The sequence below is a fragment of the Pseudomonas sp. MC6 genome (assembly GCF_054790575.1).
In genome coordinates this window covers 2,430,302-2,456,178 of the sequence record NZ_CP186504.1, presented here as the reverse complement: position 1 = coordinate 2,456,178, position 25,877 = coordinate 2,430,302, and the positions used below count along the sequence as shown (strand labels likewise).

Below are 25,877 nucleotides of genomic sequence, written 5' to 3'. Positions count from 1 at the left end.
GATCTAATCCGGGTATCAATCGAATGCCAAGTTAGATTAGACGGGATCAATGATCGCCGTCCATGATCGGTCCATCGCTTTACGCCATCCCTAAAAAAACAAGATCGGGAGTCGCCCCTTGAAAACCCTCCAGAGTCCGCTGGACGTCACGGTTCTCGCCCGTGCCGCCGCCAAGGTCAAGCGCCACGTGCTGCCGCTGTTCGTGGTGATGTTCATCGTCAACTACATCGATCGGGTCAATATCGGTTTTGTGCGCAGCCAAATGGAAACCGATCTGGGCATCGGCGCGGCGGCTTACGGCCTCGGCGCTGGATTGTTCTTTGTTGGCTACGCGCTGTTCGAAGTGCCGTCGAACATGCTTTTGCAGCGTTACGGCGCGCGGGTCTGGTTGACGCGGATCATGTTCACGTGGGGTGCAGCGGCCATGGCCATGGCCTTCGTCAGAGGTGAAACCAGTTTCTATGTGCTGCGCTTTATTCTCGGTGCGGCCGAGGCGGGTTTCTTCCCGGGGATTATTTATTACTTCACTCAGTGGCTGCCGGCCTCCGAGCGCGGCAAGACCATGGCGGTATTTCTCAGCGGTTCGGCCATTGCTTCGGTGATCTCCGGCCCGGTCTCCGGTGCGTTGCTGCACATCAGTGGCCTGGGCCTGCATGGCTGGCAATGGATGTTTTTGATCGAGGGCGCGGCTTCAGTGGTGCTCTGCGCATTCGTCTGGTTCTGGCTGCAATCGCATCCGCGTCAGGCCAAGTGGCTGAGCGAAGAAGAGCGCGAAGCACTGGTGGCGGCAATTGCCGAAGAGCAGCGCGCTCGTGAGGCGTCGCAAGTGGCCAAGCCGTCGATGTTCAAGCTGTTGGCGGATCGGCAGATTGCGCTGTTCTGCTTTATCTACTTTTCTATCGCCCTGACCATTTACGGCGCGACGTTCTGGCTGCCGAGCATGATCAAGAAGATGGGCAATCTCGGCGACTTCCAGGTCGGCCTGCTCAACTCGATCCCGTGGATCATTTCGATTGTCGCCATGTATGGCTTTGCGGCGATGGCCGGCAAGTGGAAGTTCCAGCAAGCCTGGGTCGCGCTGACGCTGGTGATTGCGGCGATTGGCATGTTCATGTCGACCACCGGTGGGCCGATCTTCGCCTTCGTCGCCATCTGCTTCGCCGCCATCGGCTTCAAGGCTGCGTCGGCGTTGTTCTGGCCGATTCCGCAAAGCTATCTGGATGCGCGTATCGCCGCTGCAGTGATCGCTTTGATCAACTCCATCGGCAACCTCGGCGGTTTCGTTGCGCCGACGGCGTTCGGCATCCTCGAAGAAACCACCGGCTCCATCGAGGGCGGACTGTACGGCCTGGCGGCGACGTCGCTGGTCGCTGCGGTGGTGATCTTTTTTGCCCGCACGGCGCCTGGCGCGAAAGGTAAAAACCTTGCAAAGCCGCATGACGAGGCCGCCGTTGTCGTGACGGCCAGCCCGGCCGCGAGCCATTGAATTGATTGTTGATCTGTCAGGAGCGTTATCTTGAAAATCACCCGCGTAACTGTGACCCCGATTGCCTTTCGCGATCCGCCGCTGCTCAACGCCAGCGGCATCCACGAACCCTTCGCTCTGCGCTCGATCATCGAGATCGAAAGCGACAACGGCTATATCGGCCTCGGCGAAAGCTATGGCGATGCCCCGGCGCTGGCGATTCAGCAGCAGTTGCAGGCACAGCTGATCGGCCTCGACCCGTTCAACCTCAATCAGTTACGCGCGATCGTGCAGGCCACCGTTGCCGCGAACAAACCGGCCAGTCTTGCCGGCGCCGAACTGGCACCCGGTTCCCACGCCAGCAAAGCGGTGAGCAATGCCTACTCGGCGTTCGAAGTGGCGTTTCTCGATTTGCAGGCGCATTACCTGAATGTGCCGCTGGTGGACCTGCTCGGCGGTGCTATTCGTGATGAAGTGCCGTTCAGCGCTTACCTGTTCTTCAAGTACGCACAGCATGTCGATTCGCCGTACAAACCGGACAATTGGGGCGAGGCGCTCAGCGAGCAGCAGATCGTCGCGCAGGCTGCGCGGATGATCGAGGCGTACGGTTTCAAGAGCATCAAGCTCAAAGCCGGCACGTTGCCGCCGGAGCATGAAGTGGCATGCATCAAGGCACTGAAAAAAGCCTTTCCGGGATATCCGTTGCGCATCGATCCGAACGGCAACTGGTCACTGGAAACCTCGATTCGCATGGCCGAGTTGCTCGGCGATGATCTGCAATATTACGAAGACCCGACCCCGGGCCTCGACGGCATGGCCGAGCTGCACAAGCGAACTGGTCTGCCGCTGGCGACCAATATGGTGGTCACCGATTTCGACGAATTCCGCCGCAGCATCGCGCAAAACAGCGTGCAGATTGTTCTCGCCGACCACCATTACTGGGGCGGCCTGCGCGACACGCAGACGCTGGCGAAGATGTGCGATGTATTTGGCGTTGGTGTGTCGATGCATTCCAATTCGCACCTGGGCATCAGCCTGATGGCGATGGCACATGTGGCGGCGGCGGTGCCGAATCTGGATTACGCCTGCGATACGCATTACCCGTGGCAGGAGCCGGATGAAGAGGTGATCAAGGGCGGCAAACTGCCGATTGTCGATGGCTGCGTGAAGATCACGCGAGCGCCGGGGCTTGGGCTGGAGCTGGATCAGGATCAGTTGGGCAAGCTGCATGATCAGTATCTGACGTGCGGGATTCGTCAGCGCGATGATGTGCGGCAGATGCAGCGCTACAAGCCGGACTGGAAGGCGGTCAAGCCACGGTTTTGAGGTGTTTGATTTGACGCCATCGCGAGCAGGCTCACTACTACAGTTGGAATGCGCTTCCCTGTAGGAGTGAGCCTGCTCGCGATTGGCGTCCTCATGTTCACAACGTTTTTACCAGCCAATCCCGAAACGCTTTCAGCGACGGCAAATTCTCATTGCGCGGCGGATACACCAGGTAATAGCTGCGTCGACTGGTGATCGGCTCGCCCAGTTGCAGCAACTCACCGCTGAGCAACTCATCCTCGACCAGAATCCGCGGCACCAAACCCACGCCAATATTCGCCCGCACCGCCTGAATCAGGTGCGAGGTCATTTCAAAGCTCGGCCCGATACGCATGCTTCGGTGCGGCAGACCTTGATGGCTGAACCATTCCGCCCACGCCTGGGCATTGCTGCTGACATTGAGCAACAGTTGCCCGGCGATGTGTTGCTCGGCGTCGTCGCGCTCAGTGTCAGAGAGTTGCGCACTGGCGATCACCACCAGTTCCTCGGTGTGCAAGGGCAGGGCCGTCAGCCCCGGCCATTCACCACCACCGACGCAGATCGCCGCATCGATTTCGCTGGTATCGAAGTCGATTGCTTCGATACGCGAATGCAAGTGCACGGTCATGCCTGGATGTGCGGTGTAGAAATCCTTCAAGCGCGGCAGCAACCATTTCGAACCGAAAGTCGGCAGCGTCGCCAGGCGCAGACTGTGAATGCCCGAGCCAAACGCCATCGCCTGCAACGTCGCACTGCGAATCTGCCCGAGCGCTTCGGCGAGTTCGCGCTGATACATGCGTCCGACATCGGTCAGCACCACTTGCCTGCCTTCGCGCGTGAACAAACGCATGCCGAGCATTTTCTCCAGAATCTGCACTTGACGGCTGACCGCACTCTGCGTCAGCGACAGTTCGTGGGCGGCGCGGGTGTAGCTTTCGTGGCGCGCGGCGGCCTCAAAGGCCAGCAATAACGACATGGAAGGGGTGAGCGTGCGCGGATTCATTCGTAAAAGTCATCAATAGCGGGTCGAATTTACGGTTGTCCCGGCGTTCGCCAGCAATGAACATGGGCACCATGAGATGGCGGAGCCTGACGCAATCATTCGTTGCGTACAACTGTTCACCGCCACGCGGCCCGATTTGACCGAGATAACCTGACCGATGATTGCCCAGCTGTCCCCTGCCAAAGCCCTGACCAGCGATTACCAGCAGTTCCTCCAAGCCCTGAAAGCCAGCGGTTTTCGCGGTGAAATCAGCGCCGATTACGCCAGCCGCGTGGTGCTGGCGACCGACAACTCGATCTATCAGCGTCTGCCGCAAGCGGCGGTGTTTCCGATGGACGCCGATGATGTGGCACGGGTAGCGCGACTGATCGCCGAGCCGGCCTATCCAAACGTGGTGATCACCCCGCGTGGCGGCGGCACCGGTACCAACGGCCAATCGCTGACCGACGGCATCGTCGTCGATCTGTCGCGGCACATGAACCGCATCCTCGAAATCAACGTCGAGGAACGCTGGGTGCGCGTGCAGGCCGGGGTGGTCAAGGATCAGCTCAACGCCGCACTGAAATCCGCCGGGCTGTTTTTTGCCCCGGAGCTCTCGACCTCCAACCGCGCCACCGTCGGCGGCATGATCAACACCGACGCCAGCGGCCAGGGCAGTTGCACCTACGGCAAGACCCGCGACCATGTGCTTGAGCTCGACATGATCCTGCGCGGCGGCGAACGTCTGCACGGTTTGCCGCTCGAGGAAAGTGAACTTGAAGCACTGTGCGTCCGCGAAGATCGCGTCGGTGAAGTCTATCGCTGCGCGCGGCAGATCATTGATGAGCAGGGCGAGCTGATCAAGGCGCGTTTTCCCGATCTCAACCGTTGCCTGACCGGTTATGACCTCGCGCACTTGCGTGAGGCGGACAACCGTTTCAACCTCAACAGCGTGCTCTGCGGCGCGGAAGGCTCGCTGGGGTTTGTCGTCGAGGCGCGGCTGAACGTGTTGCCGATTCCCAAGCACACGATGTTGGTGAACATTCGCTACGCCGGGTTCATGGACGCACTGCGCGATGCTCGCGCCTTGATGACGCTCAAGCCGCTGTCGATCGAAACCGTCGACTCGAAAGTGCTATTGCTGGCGATGCAGGACATCGTCTGGCACGGCGTCGCCGAATATTTCCCGGAAAGCGCTGAGCGCCCGACCTTGGGCATCAATCTGGTGGAGTTCTGCGGCGACGATCCGGAGGATTTGCAGCGCCGGGTCGAAGCATTCGTCGAACACCTGAGCCGCGATCAAACCGTTGAGCGCCTGGGTCATACGCTGGCGGTCGGTCATGCGGCGGTGAACAAGGTCTACGGCATGCGCAAGCGCGCGGTAGGTCTGCTCGGCAACGTTGCCGGTGAAGCGCGGCCGCAGCCGTTCGTTGAAGACACCGCGGTGCCGCCGCAGCATTTGGCCGAATACATTGCCGAACTGCGCGACCTGCTCGACAGCCACGGTTTGCAGTACGGCATGTTCGGTCACGTCGATGCTGGCGTGCTGCACGTGCGGCCGATTCTCGACATGAAGGATCCGCAGCAAGCGGCGCTGGTGCGCCCGGTGTCCGATGGCGTTGCCGCGCTGACTCAGCGTTACGGTGGCCTTTTATGGGGCGAGCACGGTAAAGGGTTGCGCTCGGAATATGCCCCGGCGTTTTTCGGCGAGTTGTATCCGGCGCTGCAAGCGCTGAAGGCCGCGTTCGACCCGTTCAACCAGTTCAACCCGGGCAAGATCGCCACCCCGGCCAACACCGGCGCGGCGCTGCTGAAAATCGATGAAGTCACTTTGCGCGGTGAACTGGATCGGCAGATCGACGAAAAAGTCTGGCAGGACTACGGCGCCGCGATGCATTGCAATGGCAACGGCGCCTGTTACAACTTCGATCCCGATGACGCCATGTGCCCGTCGTGGAAAGCCACCCGCGAACGCGCGCAATCGCCCAAGGGCCGCGCTTCGTTGATCCGTGAGTGGCTGCGTTTGCAGGGCGAGGCGGGCGTTGATGTGTTGTCCGATGCGATTCGCAAGCCGGCGTTTTTCAGCACGTTGTGGCAGCGCTGGCGCAACAGCCGTGCACAGTCCGAGGATTTCTCCCACGAAGTCTACGACGCCATGGCCGGTTGCCTGGCGTGCAAATCCTGCGCGGGGCAGTGTCCGGTGAAGGTCAATGTGCCGGAGTTTCGTTCGCGATTTCTTGAGCTGTATCACAGCCGTTATCTGCGTCCGGCGCGGGATTATCTGATTGCTTCGCTGGAGTACAGCATCCCGTACATGGCGCGGATTCCGGCGCTGTACAACGGTTTGATGGGCGCTTCATTCGTTCGTAGCTTGCTGGAACGGGTCGGCGGCATGATCGACGTGCCGTTGCTCAGTCGTTTTGATTTCCATGCGGCGATGCGCCGTTGGCAGGTGCAGCCGGCGACGGTGTCGACCTTGGCGGCGCTGACCCCGGCGCAACGCGAGCGCAGCGTGGTCATCGTGCAGGATGCCTTCACCCGCTACTTCGAAGCGCCATTGTTGGCCGATCTGGTCGAGTTGATTTCGCGTCTGGGTTATCAGGTGTATCTGGCACCGTTCAGCGCCAACGGCAAGCCGCTTCACGTGCAGGGCTTCCTCTCGGCGTTCAACCGCGCGGCATTGCGCAACGCTCGGCAGTTGCGTGAATTGGCCGATGTGGGCGTGCCGTTGCTGGGCCTCGATCCGGCGATGACGCTGGTGTATCGCCAGGAATACCTGAAAGTGCCGGGCATGGAGCAATGCCCGGAAGTGGCGCTGGTGCAGGAGTGGTTGCTCAAAGTGATGCCAGAGCAGGCGGTGCAGGATAAAAGCGCAGCGTTCCGACTGCTCGCGCACTGCACCGAGAAAACCAACGCCCCGGCCGCCACCCACCAGTGGGAACAGGTGTTCGAACGCGCAGGTTTGAAGCTGGCCACGCAGGCCACCGGTTGCTGCGGCATGTCCGGGACTTATGGCCACGAGGCGCGCAACCGCCAAACCTCAGCGGTGATCTACGAGCAGTCGTGGGCACGTCAGGTAGACGCGCCGGCAGAGCATGGCGAAGCACTGGCCACGGGGTATTCCTGCCGCAGTCAGGTCAAGCGCCAGTCGGATCAGGCACTGCGCCATCCGTTGCAGGTGTTGCTGACGGCTCTGCGTCGCTGAGTGGTTCATCGACTGGAGCGTTGTCCCAGATCAGCCGAGGGTCGAAGCTCATTGCCGAGAGCATGGTCAGCACCACGACCATGCCGAAGAACAGGATGCCCGGTCGCGGTTCGATATCGCCCAGTGTCTGGAACTTCACCAACGCTGCCACCAGTGCGACCACCAGCACATCGAGCATTGACCAGTAGCCGATCAGCTCGACGAAGCGGAACATTTTCGAGCGTTCCCGGCGTGCCCAGCCACTGTCGCGTTGCACAGTGATCAACAACAGCGACAGGGCGACGAACTTGACGCCCGGCACGGCGATACTGGCAATAAAGATGATCAGTGCGATGTCCCACGCGCCATGCTGCCAGAACTCCAGCACGCCGCTCATGATCGTGCTGTCGGCGCCGCTGCCAAGCATGGTGGTGTTCATCACCGGCAGCAGATTGGCCGGCACGTAAAACGCCAGCGCCGCGAGCATGTAGGCCCAGGTGCGCGCCAGTGAATTGGTTTTGCGCCGGTGCAGCGGCGCATCGCAGCGCGGGCATTCATGTGGCTCGTCGGTCATGTCGCAGGCCAGGCCACAGCTGTGGCACAGGCACAGGTTGAGTTCGCTGGCAGTCGCGGGTCGGTTCATGGAATGTCCCATAGGTCGCGGATATCGCGGCCGGCAATCCTGATCATCATCAAACTCAGCACGGCCAATGCGAACAGGCCGATGCCGGGCAACACGTCGAGCAATCCCGCCAGTTTGAACACCGCGACCATCGCCCCCAGCAGGCACACTTCGAGCATGCTCCACGGCCGCAGGGTTTCCAGCCAGCGCATGCACAGCTTGAAGCCCGGCGCGCGTCGGGAGGACAGCGCGAAGCTGAGCACCCAGATCAGCAGCACCAGTTGAAATGCCGGGGCAATGATGATCGAAATTGCCGCGACCATCGCTATGAAGGTGATCGGCCCCTGACTCAGCGCCAGCACCGAATCCCACAGTGTCGCGCTGTTTTTCAGGCCTTTGAGGCTGATGCTCATCACCGGATAGAAATTGGCAAACAGCCACAGCATCGCCGCCGTGAAGGTCAGTGCCAGGCGCTGTTCGACGGTCAAACCGTTGAAGCGCTGGAGTACGCCGCCGCAGCGCACGCACGAGGTTTTCTGGTGTTTGGCCAGCACGGTTTTTTCGTACACACAATCGCAGTGCTCGCAGATGATCAGGTGTTCGGTGTTGACCATGGACAACGCTCGACAGCAAGCCGCAAGGGCAGGGGACTTGATCACTATAGAAGCCTGAGGCTATTGGGCAACTTGCCCGGCGTGATCAACTGAGGTTTTTCTGAGAATCACTATCGATTGAGCTTGGGTTTTTGCTGGTTATTGTTATAAGGTAACGCGAATTTTCAGGGGTGGTCCTTGTGGGCATCCGGTGTTAACCCTTCGATTGCGAAACGCTCATGACGATTGTGCTCCCTCGTTCTGCCCCGTTGGCCGCTGGCCGGCTGCTGTCCATTGACGCCCTCAGAGGCTTGGTCATTCTGTTCATGCTGCTCGACCACGTGCGCGAAACCTTTTTGCTGCACCGTCAGGTCAGCGACCCGATGGACATTGCCAGCACCGAGCCGGCGCTGTTTTTCAGCCGCACGTTGGCGCATCTGTGTGCGCCGGTGTTTGTGCTGCTGACGGGATTGTCGGCGTGGTTGTTCGGTGAAAAGTACGCGGGCAAGTCTGATGTCAGCGCCTTTCTGTTCAAGCGTGGTCTGTTTCTGGTGCTGCTGGAATTCACCCTGGTGAACTTCGCGTGGACGTTCCAGCTGCCACCGAGCGTGATTTATCTGCAAGTGATCTGGGCGATCGGTTTGAGCATGATCGCCTTGTCGCTGCTGGTCTGGCTGCCGCGCTGGCTGTTGCTGACGTTAAGCCTGACGATCATCGCCGGACACAACCTGCTCGACACTGTGCATTTCCCGGTGGAGTCGGCGCTGCATGTGCCGTGGGCGATTTTGCATGATCGCGGCTGGATCGACGTCAGCGACACTCTGCGCCTGCGCACCTCCTATCCGTTGTTGCCATGGATCGGTGTGATTGGTCTGGGTTATGCACTGGGGCCGTGGTTTGCTCGCGGCGTTGAAGCGGGTTTGCGTCAGAGCCACCTGTTGATCGCGGGTTGCGCCGGGCTGCTTGGCTTTGTCGGGCTGCGGCTGATCAATGGCTATGGCGAAAAACCGTGGGCCGTGGGCGACACGTCGGTGCAAACCCTGATGAGTTTTTTCAACATCACCAAGTACCCGCCGTCGTTGCTGTTTATCGCGCTGACCGTGAGCGTCGGCCTGTTGCTGCTACTGGCATTCGAACGTTTGCAGGATCGTCGCTGGATTCGCTGGCTGACCGTATTCGGTTCGGCGCCGATGTTTTTCTACCTGCTGCACCTGTACGCGTTGAAGGTGTTGTACCTGATCGGCGTGGCCTTGTTCGGGCTGAATCAGGGCAGCTATTTCGGTTTCTCGTCAGTCGCGGCCATCTGGCTGGCGGCAGCGCTTCTGTCGATAGCGCTGTACCCGGCCGTGCGCTGGTTCTCGGCGTTGAAGGCCCGTCGTCGCGACATCGCCTGGTTGAAGTACCTGTAAGCGCTAGCGCCGGTTGCGCACGAAGTCGATAAACGCCTTCAGCGCTGCCGGCACATGACGGCGGCTCGGGTAGTACAGGTGCAGACCTGGATAGAACGGGCACCAGTCTGCCAGCACTTGCACCAGAAGCCCGCTGGCGAGGTGTTCGCTGACCATGTCTTCGAACACATAGGCCAGGCCCAGCCCTTGCAGCGCTGGGCCGACCATCAGGCTGACATCGCCGAGGGTCAGCGGGCCGTTGACTTCGATTTCCTGGGCAATGCCGCCGCGCTCGAACTCCCAGCGATACATCGAACCGCTGGGGTAGCGGTGGCGGATGCACGGCAGTCCGTGCAGGTCTTCGGGCTTTTGCGGTGCTGCGTGACGTTCAAAAAACGCCGGTGAACCAACGACCACTGAACGCATTGGCGGGCCAATCGGCAGCGACACCATGTCGGCCTCCAGGCGATCACCGAAGCGCACGCCGGCATCGAACCCATTGGCGACGATATCCAGCAGCGCATCGCTCTCGACCACTTCCAGACGAATGTCCGGATACACCTGCAAAAACTCACTGGCAATCGGCAGCAACACCAGTTCGCAGGCTTGCCGCCCCGAAGTGATGCGCAAGTTGCCCGAGGGTTTATCGCGAAAATGGTTGAGGTCTTCCAGCGCATCGTCGATATCACGAAAGGCCGGTTTCAATCGCGCGTACAGGCGCTCGCCAGCCTCGGTCAACGCCACGCTGCGGGTGGTGCGATTGAACAGGCGCACGCCTAGACGGTTTTCCAGCGCCTTCACCGAATGGCTCAGGGCGGAGGGCGTCAGACCGAGTTCGATGGCGGCTTTACTGAAGTTCAGGTACTGCGCGGTGCAGAGGAAAACGCTGAGATCTGCCGCCGAAGGTGATTTCATCTGTGAATGCCTTTCACAAAGTCATGCAAAATTGTTGGGATTATCGCATCAGTAGCACGGCTTTAAAGTCGCATCAACTTATCAAACAGGCCCGGCACCCATGTCAGGGTTTCTAACAGGAGAAGTTGTTATGCGCACCTGGTTCATTACTGGCGCTTCCCGTGGCTTTGGCATTCTCATCGCCGAGCAGGCCCTGCGTTCCGGTGACGCGGTCATCGCTACCGCGCGCAACCCGCAAGACATCACTGACCGCCTCGGCGAGCAACCGAACCTGCTGGCATTGCGTCTCGACGTCACCCGTGAAGACGAAGCGCATCAAGCGGTCGCTGAAGGGATCAAGCGTTTTGGCCGTATCGATGTGCTGATCAACAACGCCGGGTTTGGCGTACTGGGCGCGGTAGAAGAAACCAGCGCCAGCGAGACCGAGCGCTTGTTCGCGACCAATGTGTTCGGTTTGCTCAATGTCACCCGCGCCGTGTTGCCGCATATGCGGGCGCATCGCAGTGGTCGGGTGATCAACATCTCGTCGATTGGCGGCTATCAGGCGTACATGGGCTGGGGCGTTTACGGCTCGACCAAGTTCGCCGTCGAAGGCATCACCGAAGCATTGCATCAGGAACTGGCGCCACTGGGCATTCAAGCCACGGTGGTCGAGCCGGGTTTCTTTCGCACTGATTTCCTTGATGAACAGTCGTTGATCAAGACGCAACTTGAGCTGCCGGACTACGACGAAACCGTGGGCAAGATGCGAGTGTTTGCCGAAGCTGCGAATCATGCACAACCGGGTGATCCGCAGAAGTTTGCCGAGGCGATGCTGGCGCTGGTCAATGCACCGAACCCGCCGCTGCGCCTGGCGCTGGGCAGCGATACGGTGGCGCGGATCGAGGCGAAGAATCGCCTGGTGGCGCAGGAGTTGGCCGAGTGGAATGAGCTGGCGCTGTCCACCGACTTCGCCAACTGAACGCCAGAGCTGTGAGAGCGAGGCTGCTCGCTCTCATCTTTTTCGTGCGCAAACTTCGGTGGATTTTTCTGTGTGCTTTGCGCCTTATTCGCTGCGCGACGCAGCTTTGTGATAACTCAAAGGATGGAACGAATGATTTCTATGACTCAGCCGCACGGAGCGCGCGACAAGTTGCTCGTACTCGCGGCCGTGTGTCTCTCGGCACTGGTCCTGCCGTTGAGTTTTACCGGCGGCGCGGTGGCGACGCCGGCCATTGGTCGCGATCTGGGCGGCAGCCCGGTGGCGCTGACCTGGATCACCAATGCGTTCATGTTGTCGTTCGGCAGTTTGCTGATGGCCGCCGGCGCATTGGCTGATGTTTATGGGCGCAAACGCCTGTTCACCTTTGGCATGCTGCTGTTCACCGCCGCGTCGTTTGCGCAGAGTCTGGCGCCTTCGGTGTTCTGGCTGGACGTGTTGCGTGCCGTTCAAGGTGTGGCGGGGGCAGCGGCGCTGGCCAGCGGTTCGGCGGCGTTGGCGCAAGAGTTCGAAGGGCACGCCCGGACCCGCGCGTACAGCGTGCTTGGCACGACGTTCGGCATTGGTCTGGCGTTCGGACCCTTAGTGGCCGGGGCATTGATCGAGGTTTTCAACTGGCGAGCAATTTTTGTCTTTACGGCGTTGGTTGGAATGATCGCAATGGTCTTCGGTCTGCCACGCATGCGCGAAACCCGTGACCCCGATGCCAAAGGGCTGGACTGGCCGGGCACGTTGCTGTTCAGCACAATGCTGGCGCTGTTCACGTTTGGCCTGATTCAGGCGCCGGACAGTGGTTGGGGCAGTCCGCTGGTCATCGGTTTGTTGGGTGCTTCGGCAGTATTGCTGGCGGTGTTCGTGCGCGTCGAAATGCGTGTCGAGCGGCCGATGCTGGACTTGACCCTGTTTCGTTATCCGCGATTCATTGGCGTGCAGATGCTGCCGATCGGCACCTGTTTCTGCTACATCGTGCTGGTGGTGATGTTGCCGCTGCGCTTTATCGGCGTTGAGGGCTTGAGCGAGATCGATGCCGGTCTGCTGTTGCTGGCGTTGTCGGCGCCGATGCTGGTGGTACCGATGCTGGCCGCCGCGCTGGCGCGCTTTGTATCCGCTGGCATTTTGTCCGGCGCCGGGTTCCTGACTGCCGCCTCGGGTCTGCATTGGCTGAGTTTGTACAGCGTCGGTGAGGCGAAATTCGCGCTAGTGGTGCCGATGCTGCTGATCGGTGTAGGCGCCGGTTTGCCCTGGGGGCTGATGGATGGTTTGTCGGTCAGCGTCGTGCCGAAAGAGCGCGCCGGCATGGCGGCGGGCATCTTCAGCACTGTGCGCGTGGCGGGTGAGGGGATTGCCCTGGCGATTGTCGCGGCATTGCTGGCGTCATTGCTGCACGCTGATCTGTCGAGTGCCGTGCACGTGGTGACAGGCAGCGCCGAGGCATCGCTGATTGCCGAGACCGCGCACCGGGTGACGACGGGTGATATGGCGCATGCGATCAACACCGTACCAGGTCTGGCCAATGAACGCCTGGTGCAAGGTTATGCGTCAGCGTTTCAATATCTACTGCATATCCTGACGGTGATCACGCTGGTGTCGGCGGTGGTGGTGCTGGGCTTGTTGAGCAAGGATCGCAGCGTCGCCGAGCCACAACAGGCTGCTGCATAAACCCAATGTGGAAGCGAGCTTGCTCGCGAAAGCGGTGAGTCAGCAACGGATGGGTTGACTGACATTGCCTCTTCGCGAGCAGGCTCGCTCCCACAGGGTTTTCCGGTGTCTGGATTATTTGCGATCCAGCCACACAGTTTGCGCGTTGCAGAACTCGCGCACGCCGAAGTGCGACAGCTCGCGACCGAAACCACTCTTCTTCACGCCGCCAAAGGTCACACGCGGATCGCTGGCGGAGTAGCCGTTGATGAACACGCCGCCAGTGTCCAGTTCGCTGGTCAGTTGCTGGGCCAGTGCCACGTTGGCGGTGTAGATCGTAGCGGTCAGGCCGAACTCGCTGTCATTGGCCAAGGCCACGGCATGCGCGCAATCGCGGGCGGTGATGATCGACGCGACCGGGCCGAACAGTTCCTGTCTGAACGAGGTCATACGATCGGTGACATCGGCCAGCACGGTTGGCTCGTAGTAGTTGCCCGGGCCTGCGGACTTGCCGCCGCCGAGCAGCAGGGTGGCGCCTTCTTCCAGGGTGTCACGCACTTGCTGGTCGAGTTCATCGCGCAGGTCGAAACGCGCCATCGGGCCGATGTATGTGTCGGCGGACAGCGGATCCCCGACCTTCAACTTGCGCGTGGCTTCGACAAACTTGCGGGTGAATTCTTCAACCACGCCTTCTTCGATGATCAGGCGTTTGGCTGCCGCGCAGACCTGACCGGAGTTCTGGTAGCGACCAATGACCGCCGCTTGCACCGCTTCGTCCAGATCGGCGTCGTTGAGCACGATAAACGGATCGGAACCGCCCAGTTCCAGCACGCATTTCTTCAACGCAGCACCGGCCTGCGCGCCGATTGCCATGCCGGCACGGACGCTGCCGGTCAGGGTCACGGCGGCAATGCGGGGATCAGCGATGGCGGTGGAAACGCCTTCCGGAGTGACGTTGATCACCTCAAAAACACCCTCGGCGAAACCGGCGCGGGTGAAGGCATCGCGCAACAGATAGGCGCTGCCCATCACGTTCGGCGCATGTTTGAGCACGTAAGTGTTGCCGGCGATCAGCGCCGGCACGGCACCGCGCAGTACTTGCCAGATCGGGAAGTTCCACGGCATCACCGCGAGAATCGGGCCGAGCGGACGGTATTCGATGCGCGCCTTGCCACCTTCAACCTGCGTCGGCTCGGCGTCGAGCATGGCCGGGCCGTGTTCGGCGTACCACTCGCAGAGCTTGGCGCATTTTTCGATTTCGCCACGAGCCTGGGCGATTGGCTTGCCCATTTCCTGAGTGATCATGGTGGCCATGGCCTCGCTGGTTTCACGCAGCGCACCGGCGAGGGCGGTCAACAAGCGCGAGCGATCCTGCAACGGCTTGCGCTTCCATTTGCCGAAGCCGTAGGCGGCGCGGGTCAGCGCGGCGTCGAGGGCGGCAGCGGATTCAAATGCGTAATGACCGATCTGCTCGCCAGTGGCGGGGTTGATCGAGATGGCGTGGGTCTGGCTGGAAATCTGGCTCATGGCATCGTCCTGCGTGTTCGTCGGATGAGCCTAGAGTAGAGTGGTGTTTGTTTTCTGGAAACTGAATAATAAAGATCGTTTCTTTCACGATTGGAGAATGAATGTGGATCTGGTGCAGCTGGAAATCTTCAAAGCCGTTGCCGAACACGGCAGCATCAGCGCCGCCGCCGCGCAGATCCATCGCGTGCCGTCGAACCTGACCACGCGGATCAAGCAACTTGAGCAGGATTTGGGCGTTGATCTGTTTATTCGCGAGAAAAGCCGTCTGCGTTTGTCCCCGGCGGGGTGGAGTTTTCTTGAATACGCGCGGCGCATTCTCGACCTGGTGCAGGAGGCTCGGGCGACGGTGGCGGGCGAGGAACCGCAGGGCGCTTTTCCATTGGGCTCGCTGGAAAGTACGGCCGCCGTACGCATTCCCGAATTGCTGGCGGCGTACAACCAGTTGCACCCGAAAGTCGATCTCGATCTGTCCACCGGACCGTCCGGCACGATGATCGACGGCGTGCTGTCCGGGCGTCTGGCTGCAGCGTTTGTCGACGGCCCGGTGCTGCATCCAACACTGGAAGGCGTGCCGGCGTTCGAGGAAGAAATGGTCATCATCGCCCCGATCAACCACCCGCCCGTGAAGCGCGCAGCGGACGTAAACGGCGAGAATATTTATGCCTTCCGTTCCAACTGCTCCTACCGTCACCACTTTGAAAAATGGTTCAGCACCGACGCCGCTGTGCCGGGCAAGATTTTCGAAATGGAGTCCTACCACGGCATGCTCGCCTGTGTCAGCGCCGGCGCCGGTCTGGCGCTGATGCCGCGCAAAATGCTGCAGAGCATGCCCGGGAGTGCGACCGTCAGCGTCTGGCCATTGGCGGCGGATTTTCGCTATTTGACCACTTGGCTGGTGTGGCGACGGGGCACGGTGTCGCGCAGTTTGAGCATGTTTGTGCGCTTGCTGGAAGAGCGCGGGGTCGTGCGCGCAGATGCATGATCGCGTCTGCCGCGCACTGGCTCCTGTTATTGCCCGTCGACGCTGCGCGGCAGATTCAGCGGATTACCTTCGCGCAACACTTGCGGCAACAACTCATCCGGAAAACCCTGATAAGCCACGGGCCGCAAGAAGCGTTCGATCGAGGTCATGCCGACCGAAGTGAAGCGGCTGTCCGATGTGGCCGGAAAAGGGCCGCCGTGCACCGTAGCAAAGGTCACTTCCTGTGGGTGGGCGAAGGCGTTGACCACGATGCGTCCGGTGCGCCGTTCCAGAATCGGCAGCAGGCGCCGCGCCAATTCCAGATCGACACTTTCAAGGTGAATCGCCGCGCTGAGCTGACCCTTGAATGAGCGGGCGACCGCCAGCAGTTCGGCTTCATCGTTGACCGCCACCAGCAGCGCCGACGGGCCGAAAACTTCATGGGCCAACCCCGGCTCGCTGAGCAATTGGTGTCCCTCGACTTCCAGCAACGCAGCACGTCCGGCGAATGTGGCATCGGCCGGTGTGCCTGCCGCGATCACCTGCGCGCCGGCACTTTTCATCACCATCAAGCCCTCGACGTAGGCGCCATGAATGCCCGGCGTCAGCATCGTCCGTGCCGGTGCCTCGCTGACCCGTTTACGCATGGCGCTGCGCAGTTCATCAAACCCCGCACCGCGTACGGCGATCAGGATCGACGGACACAAGCAGGCCTGACCGACATTGACCAACATCCGTTCGATAAAGCCGTCACCGATTTCGGCGCCGCGAGCCGCCAGTGCTTTGGGCAGGATGAAGGTCGGGTTGACGCTGGTCATCTCGGTGAACACCGGGATTGGCTCGGGGCGCAATTGCGCGCGGCGATAGAGCGCCATGCCGCCCTGTTCGGAGCCGGTGAAGGTCACGGCTTTGATCAACGGATGATCGACCAGCGCTTCGCCAATGGCATTGCCGCCACCACGCACCATCGAGAAAACACCTTCGGGCAAGCCATGTGCCTGCACGGCTTTACGAATGGCTTGCGCCTGGATTTCCGAAGCGCCGGGATGCGCGTTGTGTGCTTTGAGAATCACCGGCGCCCCGGCCGCCAGTGCCGACGCGGTATCGCCACCCGCCACCGAGTAGGAGATCGGGAAGTTGCTCGCGCCGAAAATCGCCACCGGGCCAATGGCGATTTTTTGCAGGCGATGATCCATCCGTGGGCGCGGCTGACGCTCGGGTTGCGCCGGGTCGATGGCCAATTGCAGAAAGCGGCCTCGGCGCACCACATCGGCGAACTGGCGGAACTGGGTTGCCGCTTTCGCGGCTTCGCCTTCGAGCTGGGCTTGCGGCAGTCCGGTTTCCAGTGCGGCGCGTGCAGATAGTTCGCGGCGTACTTCATCGAGATTGTCAGCGATGCTTTCGAGGAACGCCGCGCGTTCGGCCAGCGAGGTGTGGCTGTAGCGGTCGAACGCTGCATCGGCGAGTGTTGCAGCCTGATCAACTTGTGCGGCACCGCCGAAGGCGAAGTCGGGTTCGATCAACTGATCAGTGGCCGGATTCAGCGCTTTCATCGTGCCTGCGGTGGCGGCGACATCCGCCGCGCCGATCAGCAAATGGCCGGACAGATTCATTGCGCTTCACCTTGGGATTGGAGGTTGGCAATCAGTTCGTCAGTGTTGGCAATCACGTGAGCGAATGTCGGGCCGTTGAGCTCGTGGGCGGCGTGCATCATTTCTGCTTTGAAGGCCGCTGTTGCATCGCGTACGAGGGTGACGTGGTAGCCCAGTTCCGCGGCATAGCGCGCGGTGGCTTCGATGCAGGTGTTGGCCAGCAGGCCGACGATGATCACGTGGGTGACGCCTTGCTGCTTCAGGCGAAAATCCAGGTCAGTGTTGGCGAAACCACTCGAACCCCAGTGTTCCTGAACCACGATATCGCCGTCCTTCGGGGCGAAATCAGGGTGCCATTCACCGCCCCATTCTCCGCGGGCAAAGTGGTGCATGTGCATGATCTTGCATTGGGTCGGGGTAGGGTGGTCCCAGCTTTCGTAGTCGCCTTTTTCCCAGCGATGATGGGGTACGATGACCACCGGCATTTTCAGCTCGCGCACGGTGCGGTCGAGTTTGCGCAGGTTATCGAGCAGGCCATTCTGTTCGGCCATGGGTTTGATCAAAGGGAAAATCTTACCGCCGTCCGAAAGAAAATCGTTGTACGGATCGACCAACAGGTAGGCGGTTCTGTCCAGCGGATAGGGGGTATTCGACATGGCGGCTTGCTCCGGCATTGGGATTATCGGTGCGCAGGGCTTGTCCCGGCATTTTGTAGATATGATAATCATAGTAACAATAAAAGAGGCAAGCCCTGATGGCAGTAAACAATAGTCTTCCTGACACGCTGTGCCCGATCTCCCGGGCCGAGACGATCGTCGGAGACCGCTGGACGGTGCTGGTTTTGCGCGAGTTGTTCATGGCCAATCATCGCTATGACGAAATCCAGGCGCAGACCGGCGGTACGCCGCAAATGGTTGCCGCGCGTCTGAAATGTCTGGAAGCGGATGGGTTGGTCGAACGACGCTTGTACAACGAGCGGCCGAAACGCTACGAGTATCACCTCACCGCGAAAGGCGAGGCGTTCTATCCCGTGATCATCGCGTTGCGGGCTTGGGGTGAGACCTGGTGCAAAGCACCGGAGGAAGGGCTGGCAGTGATCATGACCCACAAAAACTGCAACCACAGCGCCGGCCTCGGGCCACTGTGCGATCACTGCGGCGAACCGTTGCGACGGCAAGATCTGATCAGCCAGCCACAAGCAGCCTACGCCGCCGAACGACAGGCGCGGCGTGAGGCATTCAAAGGCAAATGATCTCTATCACGGCGTGCCGTTGCGACCGTGCAGCACGTAGCCGGGACGCAGGCTCAAGCGTTCGTAATAGGCTTTCACTGCGGCAAAATCCGGGTGAGCCAGTGGCGTTTCGAACCAGCGGTTCACCGACAGCCCGATGGGAATGTCCGCCAGGGAAAACTGCTCGCCGCTGACGTAAGCGCCGGTCTTTTCCAGTTGCCGGTCGAGGATGGCCATGTTTTTCGACCATTGCTCAATCCCGACCGCCAGCGTGGCATTGTCCTGATAGTCGGGCGACTGACGCACCAGTGACATGAAGGCGTACGACCACGAACGATTCAGCTCCGACGCTTGCCAGTCGATCCACTGATCAATCCGCGCTCGAGCCATCGGCTCCGTCGGATAAAACTGCGCGCCGTCATAGCGCGACACCAGATAACGAATGATCGTGTTCGATTCCCATAGCGTGAAATCCCCGTCCTGAATTACCGGCACCATGGCACAGGGATTGAGCACTAGAAACTCCGCATCGTTGGTCGATTTGAAGCCCGACCCCCAGTCTTCGCGCTCGAAAGGAATGTGCAATTCAGCGCAAGTCCACAGCACTTTGCGCACGTTGATCGATGAGGCTTTACCGAGTATTCGCAGCATTGGATTTCCCTTTCCCCAAAGTCGTCAGGCTTGAAGAAGTACCATACCGAAATAAAGAAGGCCCGCACTAGGCGGGCCTTGGTTTTTCATCGGGACAATCTCACAGACTGCTCGCCAGTTTCCCGCCCATCATCCGCCGACGATAGGAGGTGTCCCGATTGGCCAGCCAGAAATACAACGGCGAGGTCACCAGCAGTCCCACCAGCCACGACAGATCCGCGCCGTTGATGTGCGCCGACACCGGGCCGACGTACAGCGGCGTGTTCATGAACGGGATCTGCACGGCGATACCGATCGCGTAGGCCAGCAGGGCTTGCGGGTTGTACCGGCCGTAAATACCGCCATCGACCTGGAAGATCGACTGGATGTCGTACTGGCCTTTGTGGATCGCGTAGAAGTCGATCAGGTTGATCGCCGTCCACGGCACCAGCACCACCAACAACACCAGCACCATGTCGACGAAGTGGCCGATGAAGTCTTTCGAGGCGCCAACGGCGGCAAAGCAGCAGGCCAGCAAGACGATGATCGAGATCACCGCGCGGCTCTTGGCGGTGGGGATCCAGCGATAGGCGAAGGTCTGCACCAGGGTGATCAGCGACAGCACCGCGCCGTACAGGTTGAGAGCGTTGTGACTGATCACGCTGAGCAGGAACAGCACCAGCATCAGCGGGCCGATGGAGCCAGTGGCGAGTTTGACCGCGTCCATGGTGTCCATGCCCACCGGCGTCGCCAGCACTGCGACGGCACCGAAGATGAACGCCAGACTCGACCCCAGCGCCGACCCGAGGTACGTGGTCCAGAACGTCGACGAGACTTTCACGTCCGCCGGCAGGTAACGCGAATAATCAGACACGTAAGGCGCAAACGCGATCTGCCACAAAGCCGCCAGCGACACCGTGGCGAGCCAACCGGAGAGGTTGAAGCTGCCACGAGTGAGGAAATCATCGGTCTGAATATGCGTGAAGATATAGCCGAAACCGACGACGATGCCGATCCCCAACACCCACGTGCCGATGCGGTTGAGCACGTGGATAAAGCGGTAGCCGATGATCCCGATGACTCCCGAACCGACTGCGCCAATGACGATGCCGACCGGCACAGGAACGCTGTCGACCACGCCATGCAGCGACTTGCCGGCCAGCACGATGTTGGAGGCGAAAAAGCCGATGTACATGACGCCGGCAATCAACACCACCAGCAACGCACCGAGGGAGCCGAACTGCGCGCGGCTCTGGATCATTTGCGGGATGCCCATTTGCGGGCCTTGCGCCGAGTGCAGCGCCATCAGTACGCCGCCGACCAGATGGCCGACCAGAATCGCGACGATGCCCCAGAGCAGATTCAAGTGAAACAACTGCACGCCCAGCGCACCGGTGACGATGGGCAACGGCGCGATATTGCCGCCGAACCAGAGCGTGAACAGATCCCTGACCTTTCCGTGGCGATCTTCGTGGGGCACGTATCCTATCGTGTGTTTTTCAATCAGCGGAGCGGAGGATGCTGCAGGGGTAGCCATGACGAACTCCAAGGCAAGGATGAGTACGTGGACGTACTTCGGCAAGCGCCGGCACGGGCGGCGCATTTCTTGTTGAAGTGATCATGTGCAAAGCGTCGGGATAGATAAATTAGTAAGTTTGTTGCTTCAGACCTTAAAAAAAATATGCTTCGACGGATGCGCGCGTCCGGTATGTTCAAACCTGATCGTGCGCCAGGGAACAGGGCGAACACTCGCGCTCTTCGGGAGACTCACATGGCTGCCTACAACCTGCGTCAGCTCAAATACTTCGTCACCACGGCCGACTGCGGCAGCGTCGCCGAAGCCTCGCGCAAGCTGTACATCGCGCAGCCGTCGGTCTCCACGGCCATCAAGCACCTGGAGGAAAGCTTCGGCGTGCAGTTGTTCATCCGCCATCACGCTCAAGGCGTCTCTCTGACGCCCAGCGGTTCGCGGTTCTATCGCAAGGCGCTGGAGCTGCTGCGCGTGGCTCACGAATTCGAGCAGAACGCGCTGGCCGACAATGATGTGGTCGCGGGGCAGATCGATATCGGCTGTTTCGAAACCGTTGCTCCGCTGTACCTGCCGCGTCTGATCGCCGGGTTCAAGGCGCGTTGGCCGGGGGTGGAAATCCGCATTCGTGATGGCGAGCAACAAGAACTGGTGCAGGCCCTGACCGCTGGCAGCATCGACGTGGCGATGCTGTTCGAACACGATCTGGACAGCACTATCGAAACTGCGCCGCTGATGCCGCCGCAACAGCCTTACGCGTTGCTGCCGGCCAGCCACCGCTTCGCGCAACAGGCGAAAGTCTCGCTGGATGATCTGGTGCTGGAACCGATGATCCTGCTCGACGTGGTGCCGAGCCGCACCTATTTCGTGAGTATCTTCGAAGAGCGCGGGCTGACGCCGAACATCGTCTTCAGCTCACCGTCGATCGAGATGGTGCGCGGCATGGTCGGCAATGGTTTCGGCTTTTCGATTCTGGTGACCAAACCGTTCAGCGACTACACCTACGACGGTCAGCAAGTCGTCTGTGTGCCGCTGGCGGAAAACGTCACCGGTTCGGGCTTGTCGGCGGCCTGGTTGCGTCGTGTGCAATTGACCAAACCGGCGCAGTTGTTTGTCAATCATTGCCGCGAAGAACTGGCCCGAGAGCACCCGTGAGGGCGGTCGGGCCAGGGTTCAAGCTCTGATAAACGCAAGCATGCGCTGGAGCATCTGATCGCAAGCCTGCAACTGATCGAGGCTGACAAACTCATCGGGTTTGTGGCCCTGATCCATGCTACCGGGCCCGCAGACCACGGTCGGAATGCCGACAGCATCAAACAGACCGCCTTCAGTTCCGAACGCCACAGTGCCGAAATCCTTCGAACCGCAAAAAGCCGAAATCAACTCGGCGGCCTGACTTTGCGCATCAGTGGCCAACCCCGGATACGCCGACAAGGCGCTGAAGCGAATATCACTCTGCGCACTGACCGCTCGCATACGCGGTAGCACTTCGCGTTCGGCATAGGCTTGCAGCGCTTCGGCAACGAGGATCGGGTCCTGCGAGGGCAGGGCACGGATTTCGAAATCGAAACGGCAATCGGCCGGGACGATATTCAAGGCCTTGCCGCCGCTGATCACGCCGGTCTGCACCGTGCTGTAGGGCGGATCGAAGCGCGCATCGTGATGCTCCGGCGCTTTCAACTGCTGGCCGAGACGACCCAGTTCGCCGATCAGTTCGGCGGCGTATTCAATCGCGTTGACCCCGAGCGGGGCATAGGCCGAATGGCACGGATGGCCGTGCACATCGCAGCGCATTGCCAGTTTGCCCTTGTGGCCGAGCACCGGTCTCAGTTCGGTCGGCTCGCCGATGATGCACAGCAGCGGTTTGATCGGACGTTGCTGCAAGACCTTGAGCAGCGAACGTACTCCGAGGCAGCCGACTTCTTCGTCATAGGACAAGGCAATGTGCACCGGCATGCGCAGCGGCGTTTTAACCAGTGACGGCACCAGGGCGAGCACGCAGGCGATATAACCCTTCATGTCTGCGGTACCGCGCCCGAATACTTTGCCGTCGCGTTCCGTCAGTTCGAACGGCGGCAGCGTCCACGGCTGGCCATCGACCGGCACCACATCGGTATGCCCGGACAGCACAATGCCCGGTTGATCCACCGGGCCGATCGTGGCGAACAGGTTGGCTTTGCTGCGCTCATCGTTATAGATCAGCGCGCACGGCACGTCGAAACCCGCGAGGTAATTGCGAACGAATTCGATCAACTGCAAGTTGGATTCACGGCTGGTGGTGTCGAACGCCACCAACGCTTTGAGCAACTCGACGCTGTTCATCGGTTATCACCGGCCACGCCATAACCCGGCGCTTTGGCCGGATCGAGGGCGCGGTCGATGTAGTCCTGAAGCTGCGGCTCGTAGGCATCCCAGAGCTTTTGCAACTGACCGATCGGGTCTTCATCAGCCCAGTCGACGCGCAGGTTGACGATCGGCCAGGTCTGTTCGCCGACTACCACGACAGCGGCCGAATGCACCGGGCCGGCTTCGCCACCGAGTGCTTGCGCGGCGTGCAGGGCTTGGAGCAGGCGATCAGCGAGTTGACCTTCGCCGCCCTCAAAGGCACTGACCATCGCTTCGATGACCGAACGCCCGGCGAGCATGTTGCCAGCGGCGACGCACTGTTCGCCGCTGACGGCGTTGTGTATGCCGAGGGTTTGCGCACCGCTGAAATGTGCGGTCTGGCCGAGGTGGTTGATCGCGGTGATCTGACGGTACTGGCTGTAGCCGTTGCGCGTGAGGACTTTGTCCAGCGCATCGTCGGGTGCCAGGCCTTGTTCCATCAAAGCGAGGACTTCCGGGCCGAGGGACGGCAGAGTGATGTTCTGGCTCGACACCGCGCCAACACCCGGCAGCAGCCACGGGCAGCGCGCGCCGACGGCGATGCTGGAGGAACTGATGGCGACACCGAACTGGCCGGTTTCCGCGCAGCGGGCTGCGATTGAAAAGGTCATCTAATGAACTCCTTGTGTGTCTGGGCTGGCCTGCTCGCGAAGGCCGCGACTCGGTGTGATGCCTTACTCAGGAATCACCGCAATCACATCAATCTCCATCAACCACTGCGGCTGCCCCAGCGCCGACACCACCAGTCCGGTTGAAATCGGGAACACACCCTTGAGCCATTTGCCGACTTCGCCATACACCGCTTCGCGATAACGCGGGTCGATCAGGTACGTCGTGGTCTTGACGATATGACTCATGTCGCTGCCGGCTTCTTCGAGCAGTTGCTTGACGTTGCGCATTGCTTGTTCAGCCTGCGCGCGCGGATCGCCAAGACCGATCAGATTGCCGTCGAAATCAGTGCCGACCTGACCGCGCACATACACCGTGTTGCCGGCGCGCACGGCCTGGCACAAATCGTTGTCCAGCGTCTGGTTGGGGTAGGTGTCTTTGGTGTTGAACATGCGGATGCGAGTGTGGGTTGGCTGGCTCATTGAGCGCTCCTGAAGAAGGTTTGCCCCGGCGCCATCGGCGCCGGTACGAAAAGGGACATCAAGCGTCGACGGTGTCGGTAGCTTTGCTGTGGGTGTTCTGGTGCAACTCCGCTTCACGCTGCTCGGCATCGCGGTAGTCCAGATACTTGCGCTGGGTGGCGATGTGATCGGCGACGTGTTTGGCGTCGTGCCAAACACCCCAGATAAACGACGAGCCACGACGCGACTGCCACGGCAGACCAAGGAAATACACCCCCGGCTCACTCGACACGCCACGCTGATGCACAGGCTTGCCCTTGTCGTCGAACGCGGCGACTTGCAGCCAGGAGTAATCCACGGCGAACCCGGTGGCCCAGATGATTGAGGTCACGCCAGCCTTGGCCAGATCGAGATCGGCCAATGGGTTTTTCACGCACTCGGGATCCGGATAGGTTTCGCGCGCTTCCGGTTCTTCCGGCAGATCGAGGCCGTTACGCTCGATGTAGGCATCGGCAGCATCCAGCAGAGCCAGGTAGTTTTCGTCGCCGCGAGTAAGGTTGCCGACGAGGTCCTGCTTGAAACTCACCACGCCTTTATTGAACGACTCGGTAACGCCAACCAGGGTCATGCCGCGATGGGCCAGACCACGGAAATCGATGGTGCGACCGCCATGGGCACCACTGACTGCGATGGTCACGTGCTCGCGACCGGGTTTCATCGCCGCTTGATCCCACTCGCCGAGCACACCCAGCCACCAGCAGAAATCCCGGTTGCGATAAGCGCGAGGCGGGCGGTCGTGAGCGCCGACCGACAGGTAAACCTGCTTGCCGCTACGTTGTAGCTCATCGGCGATCTGCACACCGGAAGAACCGGCACCGACCACCAGCACCGCGCCTGCCGGCAATTGCTGCGGGTTGCGGTAGTCGGCGGAGTGGATTTGCAGCAGACGTTCGTCTTGCGGGGCAATCGCCGGGATCACCGGTTTCTGGAACGGCCCGGTCGCGGCGACTACGCGGTTGGCTTCGATCACACCTTCGGAGGTCTCGACGGTGAAACCCGGGCGACCGACATTGCGCACCACGCTTTTCACCTCAACACCGGTGCGGATCGGTGCATTGAATTTCTTCGCATAGGCTTCGAAGTAGTCGGCTACACGTTCTTTCGGGGCGAAACCGTCGGGATCGACGTCATCGAATTCCAGGCCCGGGAAGCGGTCGTGCCACGCCGGGCCGTTGGCGACCAGCGAGTCCCAGCGCCCGGTGCGCCAGCGTTCGGCGATGCGATTGCGCTCCAGCACAAGGTGCGGCACGCCGAGTTTGCTCAGGTGCTCGCTCATGGCGACGCCTGCCTGGCCGGCACCCACGATCAACGTGTCTGTTTTTATTATTTCAGGGGTCATCTCTACATCCTTCCTAGCAAGGCAGTGGGATTCGGGCCGCTGTTGGCTTGTCCGTTTGGCTTGAGGTCAGACTAGGGAGAGGGGGGATATCGGTAAAATATTATTAAGCTGGGATGTGAAGATAAAATTCTGATGCAGAGGGGCGAAAGCCTTGAACCATGCGGGCTACAGCTTTGCAGGCGGGAAGGTCGGGGTGAACCTGACTCTTAAATTTCACGCTTGCGCTCAAGCGCCAGACCATGACCGGTGAGGAGTTTTTTCGCCGTCTCGGGTTCATCCGGCAATTGGCCGCTGAGATCCCAGATCTCGAGCATTTTGGCGTATTCGAAAGCGTGGCGCGGGTCGAGTTGTACCCAGCGCTGGAAATCCTGGCGTACAGCCGGCGAACACTCATCATCGTGCAGACGCATGCACCAATCGGCGGCTTGCAGAGAGATGTCTTCGTCCATTTCGTTGCGGTCGGAAGGGGTCATTGAACGAGGG

At 60.5% G+C, this 25,877-nt stretch carries 23 protein-coding genes; 9 read left to right on the top strand and 14 right to left on the bottom strand.

The genetic code is table 11. The features are described from left to right. Window positions 1–118: 118 nt before the first annotated feature. Both ACOYXE_RS10815 and ACOYXE_RS10810 read left to right on the top strand, forming a co-directional pair. Entirely contained in the window at window positions 119–1,486 is a 1,368-nt protein-coding gene (locus ACOYXE_RS10815) for an MFS transporter (protein WP_460929139.1), read from the top strand. Between the two features lie 30 nt (window positions 1,487–1,516). After that, window positions 1,517–2,791, top strand: a complete 1,275-nt coding sequence (locus ACOYXE_RS10810; RefSeq protein ID WP_460929137.1) for a glucarate dehydratase family protein — start codon at window positions 1,517–1,519, stop codon at window positions 2,789–2,791. Between the two features lie 97 nt (window positions 2,792–2,888). On the opposite strand, the gene ACOYXE_RS10805 is transcribed toward ACOYXE_RS10810, so the two are convergent. Continuing rightward, a complete protein-coding gene (locus tag ACOYXE_RS10805) occupies window positions 2,889–3,773 on the bottom strand; it encodes a LysR substrate-binding domain-containing protein (protein WP_460929135.1) in 885 nt (294 codons plus the stop codon). A gap of 157 nt (window positions 3,774–3,930) precedes the next feature. On the opposite strand from ACOYXE_RS10805, the gene ydiJ reads away from it, so the two are divergent. Beyond that, a complete protein-coding gene (gene ydiJ, locus ACOYXE_RS10800; RefSeq protein ID WP_460929133.1) occupies window positions 3,931–6,957 on the top strand; it encodes a D-2-hydroxyglutarate dehydrogenase YdiJ in 3,027 nt (1,008 codons plus the stop codon). Here ydiJ and ACOYXE_RS10795 read toward each other — a convergent pair. Then, a complete protein-coding gene (locus ACOYXE_RS10795; protein ID WP_405124076.1) occupies window positions 6,890–7,579 on the bottom strand; it encodes a paraquat-inducible protein A in 690 nt (229 codons plus the stop codon). The two genes, ydiJ and ACOYXE_RS10795, sit on opposite strands and share 68 nt — an antisense overlap. Beyond that, window positions 7,576–8,172 (bottom strand): paraquat-inducible protein A, encoded by a 597-nt coding sequence (locus tag ACOYXE_RS10790; RefSeq protein WP_160057371.1) that lies wholly within the window; start codon window positions 8,170–8,172, stop codon window positions 7,576–7,578. Before ACOYXE_RS10790 ends, ACOYXE_RS10795 begins: the two co-directional genes overlap by 4 nt. 218 nt (window positions 8,173–8,390) lie before the next feature. Here ACOYXE_RS10790 and ACOYXE_RS10785 point away from each other — a divergent pair, with 218 nt between their 5' ends. Further along, window positions 8,391–9,560, top strand: a complete 1,170-nt coding sequence (locus ACOYXE_RS10785; protein WP_160057372.1) for a DUF1624 domain-containing protein — start codon at window positions 8,391–8,393, stop codon at window positions 9,558–9,560. Between the two features lie 3 nt (window positions 9,561–9,563). Here ACOYXE_RS10785 and ACOYXE_RS10780 read toward each other — a convergent pair whose 3' ends face one another. After that, window positions 9,564–10,454 carry a LysR family transcriptional regulator gene (locus ACOYXE_RS10780; RefSeq protein WP_405124074.1) on the bottom strand — a complete coding sequence of 297 codons (891 nt, stop codon included), beginning with the start codon at window positions 10,452–10,454 and terminating at the stop codon, window positions 9,564–9,566. Between the two features lie 130 nt (window positions 10,455–10,584). On the opposite strand from ACOYXE_RS10780, the gene ACOYXE_RS10775 reads away from it, so the two are divergent. Together ACOYXE_RS10775 and ACOYXE_RS10770 are read left to right on the top strand one after the other, a co-directional pair. Further along, window positions 10,585–11,415, top strand: coding sequence for an oxidoreductase (locus ACOYXE_RS10775; RefSeq protein WP_160057374.1), 831 nt, complete (start codon window positions 10,585–10,587; stop codon window positions 11,413–11,415). A gap of 132 nt (window positions 11,416–11,547) precedes the next feature. Continuing rightward, window positions 11,548–13,092 carry an MFS transporter gene (locus tag ACOYXE_RS10770; protein ID WP_460929129.1) on the top strand — a complete coding sequence of 515 codons (1,545 nt, stop codon included), beginning with the start codon at window positions 11,548–11,550 and terminating at the stop codon, window positions 13,090–13,092. 114 nt (window positions 13,093–13,206) lie between these two features. Here the strand turns inward: ACOYXE_RS10770 and ACOYXE_RS10765 are convergent, their stop codons facing one another. Next, complete coding sequence (locus tag ACOYXE_RS10765; protein ID WP_160057376.1) at window positions 13,207–14,598, bottom strand: aldehyde dehydrogenase family protein; 1,392 nt, start codon at window positions 14,596–14,598, stop codon at window positions 13,207–13,209. A gap of 103 nt (window positions 14,599–14,701) precedes the next feature. On the opposite strand from ACOYXE_RS10765, the gene ptrR reads away from it, so the two are divergent. Further along, window positions 14,702–15,580 (top strand): putrescine utilization regulator PtrR, encoded by an 879-nt coding sequence (gene ptrR / locus ACOYXE_RS10760; protein ID WP_160060076.1) that lies wholly within the window; start codon window positions 14,702–14,704, stop codon window positions 15,578–15,580. Window positions 15,581–15,606: 26 nt separating this feature from the next. Here the strand turns inward: ptrR and ACOYXE_RS10755 are convergent, their stop codons facing one another. Continuing rightward, on the bottom strand, window positions 15,607–17,172 hold the full coding sequence (locus tag ACOYXE_RS10755; protein ID WP_460929128.1) for an aldehyde dehydrogenase (NADP(+)): 1,566 nt from the start codon (window positions 17,170–17,172) through the stop codon (window positions 15,607–15,609). Further along, window positions 17,169–17,807 carry a cysteine hydrolase family protein gene (locus ACOYXE_RS10750; RefSeq protein ID WP_405124070.1) on the bottom strand — a complete coding sequence of 213 codons (639 nt, stop codon included), beginning with the start codon at window positions 17,805–17,807 and terminating at the stop codon, window positions 17,169–17,171. Before ACOYXE_RS10750 ends, ACOYXE_RS10755 begins: the two co-directional genes overlap by 4 nt. A gap of 98 nt (window positions 17,808–17,905) precedes the next feature. Between ACOYXE_RS10750 and ACOYXE_RS10745 the strand changes: the two genes are divergently transcribed. Further along, window positions 17,906–18,403 (top strand): winged helix-turn-helix transcriptional regulator, encoded by a 498-nt coding sequence (locus ACOYXE_RS10745; RefSeq protein WP_460929126.1) that lies wholly within the window; start codon window positions 17,906–17,908, stop codon window positions 18,401–18,403. 6 nt (window positions 18,404–18,409) lie between these two features. On the opposite strand, the gene ACOYXE_RS10740 is transcribed toward ACOYXE_RS10745, so the two are convergent. Both ACOYXE_RS10740 and ACOYXE_RS10735 read right to left on the bottom strand, forming a co-directional pair. Beyond that, complete coding sequence (locus ACOYXE_RS10740; protein ID WP_160057380.1) at window positions 18,410–19,033, bottom strand: glutathione S-transferase; 624 nt, start codon at window positions 19,031–19,033, stop codon at window positions 18,410–18,412. A gap of 100 nt (window positions 19,034–19,133) precedes the next feature. Beyond that, complete coding sequence (locus ACOYXE_RS10735; protein ID WP_160057381.1) at window positions 19,134–20,549, bottom strand: purine-cytosine permease family protein; 1,416 nt, start codon at window positions 20,547–20,549, stop codon at window positions 19,134–19,136. A 234-nt stretch (window positions 20,550–20,783) separates the two neighbouring features. Here ACOYXE_RS10735 and ACOYXE_RS10730 point away from each other — a divergent pair, with 234 nt between their 5' ends. Then, entirely contained in the window at window positions 20,784–21,695 is a 912-nt protein-coding gene (locus ACOYXE_RS10730; protein ID WP_460929123.1) for a LysR family transcriptional regulator, read from the top strand. An 18-nt stretch (window positions 21,696–21,713) separates the two neighbouring features. On the opposite strand, the gene argE is transcribed toward ACOYXE_RS10730, so the two are convergent. From argE to ACOYXE_RS10705, 5 genes are all read right to left on the bottom strand, one after another. Next, the gene (gene argE / locus ACOYXE_RS10725) at window positions 21,714–22,862 is read right to left on the bottom strand and encodes an acetylornithine deacetylase (protein ID WP_460929121.1); all 1,149 of its coding nucleotides are present in this window, start codon (window positions 22,860–22,862) and stop codon (window positions 21,714–21,716) included. Then, window positions 22,859–23,536, bottom strand: a complete 678-nt coding sequence (locus ACOYXE_RS10720; protein ID WP_160057384.1) for a DUF1028 domain-containing protein — start codon at window positions 23,534–23,536, stop codon at window positions 22,859–22,861. Before ACOYXE_RS10720 ends, argE begins: the two co-directional genes overlap by 4 nt. Window positions 23,537–23,599: 63 nt before the next feature. Continuing rightward, window positions 23,600–24,016: a RidA family protein gene (locus tag ACOYXE_RS10715; RefSeq protein WP_099758743.1), complete on the bottom strand. Its 417-nt coding sequence runs from the start codon at window positions 24,014–24,016 to the stop codon at window positions 23,600–23,602. Between the two features lie 58 nt (window positions 24,017–24,074). Next, window positions 24,075–25,394: a flavin-containing monooxygenase gene (locus ACOYXE_RS10710; protein WP_160057385.1), complete on the bottom strand. Its 1,320-nt coding sequence runs from the start codon at window positions 25,392–25,394 to the stop codon at window positions 24,075–24,077. Between the two features lie 206 nt (window positions 25,395–25,600). Continuing rightward, on the bottom strand, window positions 25,601–25,867 hold the full coding sequence (locus ACOYXE_RS10705; protein ID WP_160057386.1) for a FecR/PupR family sigma factor regulator: 267 nt from the start codon (window positions 25,865–25,867) through the stop codon (window positions 25,601–25,603). Window positions 25,868–25,877 lie beyond the last annotated feature (10 nt).

Coding starts and splice junctions, on each gene's coding strand:
- ACOYXE_RS10755 (WP_460929128.1), bottom strand. CDS start 17,172: ATGAATCTGTCCGGCCATTTGCTGATCGGCGCGGCGGATGTCGCCGCC.
- ACOYXE_RS10715 (WP_099758743.1), bottom strand. CDS start 24,016: ATGAGCCAGCCAACCCACACTCGCATCCGCATGTTCAACACCAAAGAC.
- ACOYXE_RS10745 (WP_460929126.1), top strand. CDS start 17,906: ATGGCAGTAAACAATAGTCTTCCTGACACGCTGTGCCCGATCTCCCGG.
- ACOYXE_RS10705 (WP_160057386.1), bottom strand. CDS start 25,867: ATGACCCCTTCCGACCGCAACGAAATGGACGAAGACATCTCTCTGCAA.
- ACOYXE_RS10740 (WP_160057380.1), bottom strand. CDS start 19,033: ATGCTGCGAATACTCGGTAAAGCCTCATCGATCAACGTGCGCAAAGTG.
- ACOYXE_RS10805 (WP_460929135.1), bottom strand. CDS start 3,773: ATGAATCCGCGCACGCTCACCCCTTCCATGTCGTTATTGCTGGCCTTT.
- ACOYXE_RS10770 (WP_460929129.1), top strand. CDS start 11,548: ATGATTTCTATGACTCAGCCGCACGGAGCGCGCGACAAGTTGCTCGTA.
- ydiJ (WP_460929133.1), top strand. CDS start 3,931: ATGATTGCCCAGCTGTCCCCTGCCAAAGCCCTGACCAGCGATTACCAG.
- ACOYXE_RS10710 (WP_160057385.1), bottom strand. CDS start 25,394: ATGACCCCTGAAATAATAAAAACAGACACGTTGATCGTGGGTGCCGGC.
- ACOYXE_RS10795 (WP_405124076.1), bottom strand. CDS start 7,579: ATGAACCGACCCGCGACTGCCAGCGAACTCAACCTGTGCCTGTGCCAC.
- ACOYXE_RS10720 (WP_160057384.1), bottom strand. CDS start 23,536: ATGACCTTTTCAATCGCAGCCCGCTGCGCGGAAACCGGCCAGTTCGGT.
- ACOYXE_RS10780 (WP_405124074.1), bottom strand. CDS start 10,454: ATGAAATCACCTTCGGCGGCAGATCTCAGCGTTTTCCTCTGCACCGCG.
- ACOYXE_RS10790 (WP_160057371.1), bottom strand. CDS start 8,172: ATGGTCAACACCGAACACCTGATCATCTGCGAGCACTGCGATTGTGTG.
- argE (WP_460929121.1), bottom strand. CDS start 22,862: ATGAACAGCGTCGAGTTGCTCAAAGCGTTGGTGGCGTTCGACACCACC.
- ACOYXE_RS10735 (WP_160057381.1), bottom strand. CDS start 20,549: ATGGCTACCCCTGCAGCATCCTCCGCTCCGCTGATTGAAAAACACACG.
- ACOYXE_RS10785 (WP_160057372.1), top strand. CDS start 8,391: ATGACGATTGTGCTCCCTCGTTCTGCCCCGTTGGCCGCTGGCCGGCTG.
- ACOYXE_RS10750 (WP_405124070.1), bottom strand. CDS start 17,807: ATGTCGAATACCCCCTATCCGCTGGACAGAACCGCCTACCTGTTGGTC.
- ACOYXE_RS10765 (WP_160057376.1), bottom strand. CDS start 14,598: ATGAGCCAGATTTCCAGCCAGACCCACGCCATCTCGATCAACCCCGCC.
- ACOYXE_RS10730 (WP_460929123.1), top strand. CDS start 20,784: ATGGCTGCCTACAACCTGCGTCAGCTCAAATACTTCGTCACCACGGCC.
- ACOYXE_RS10775 (WP_160057374.1), top strand. CDS start 10,585: ATGCGCACCTGGTTCATTACTGGCGCTTCCCGTGGCTTTGGCATTCTC.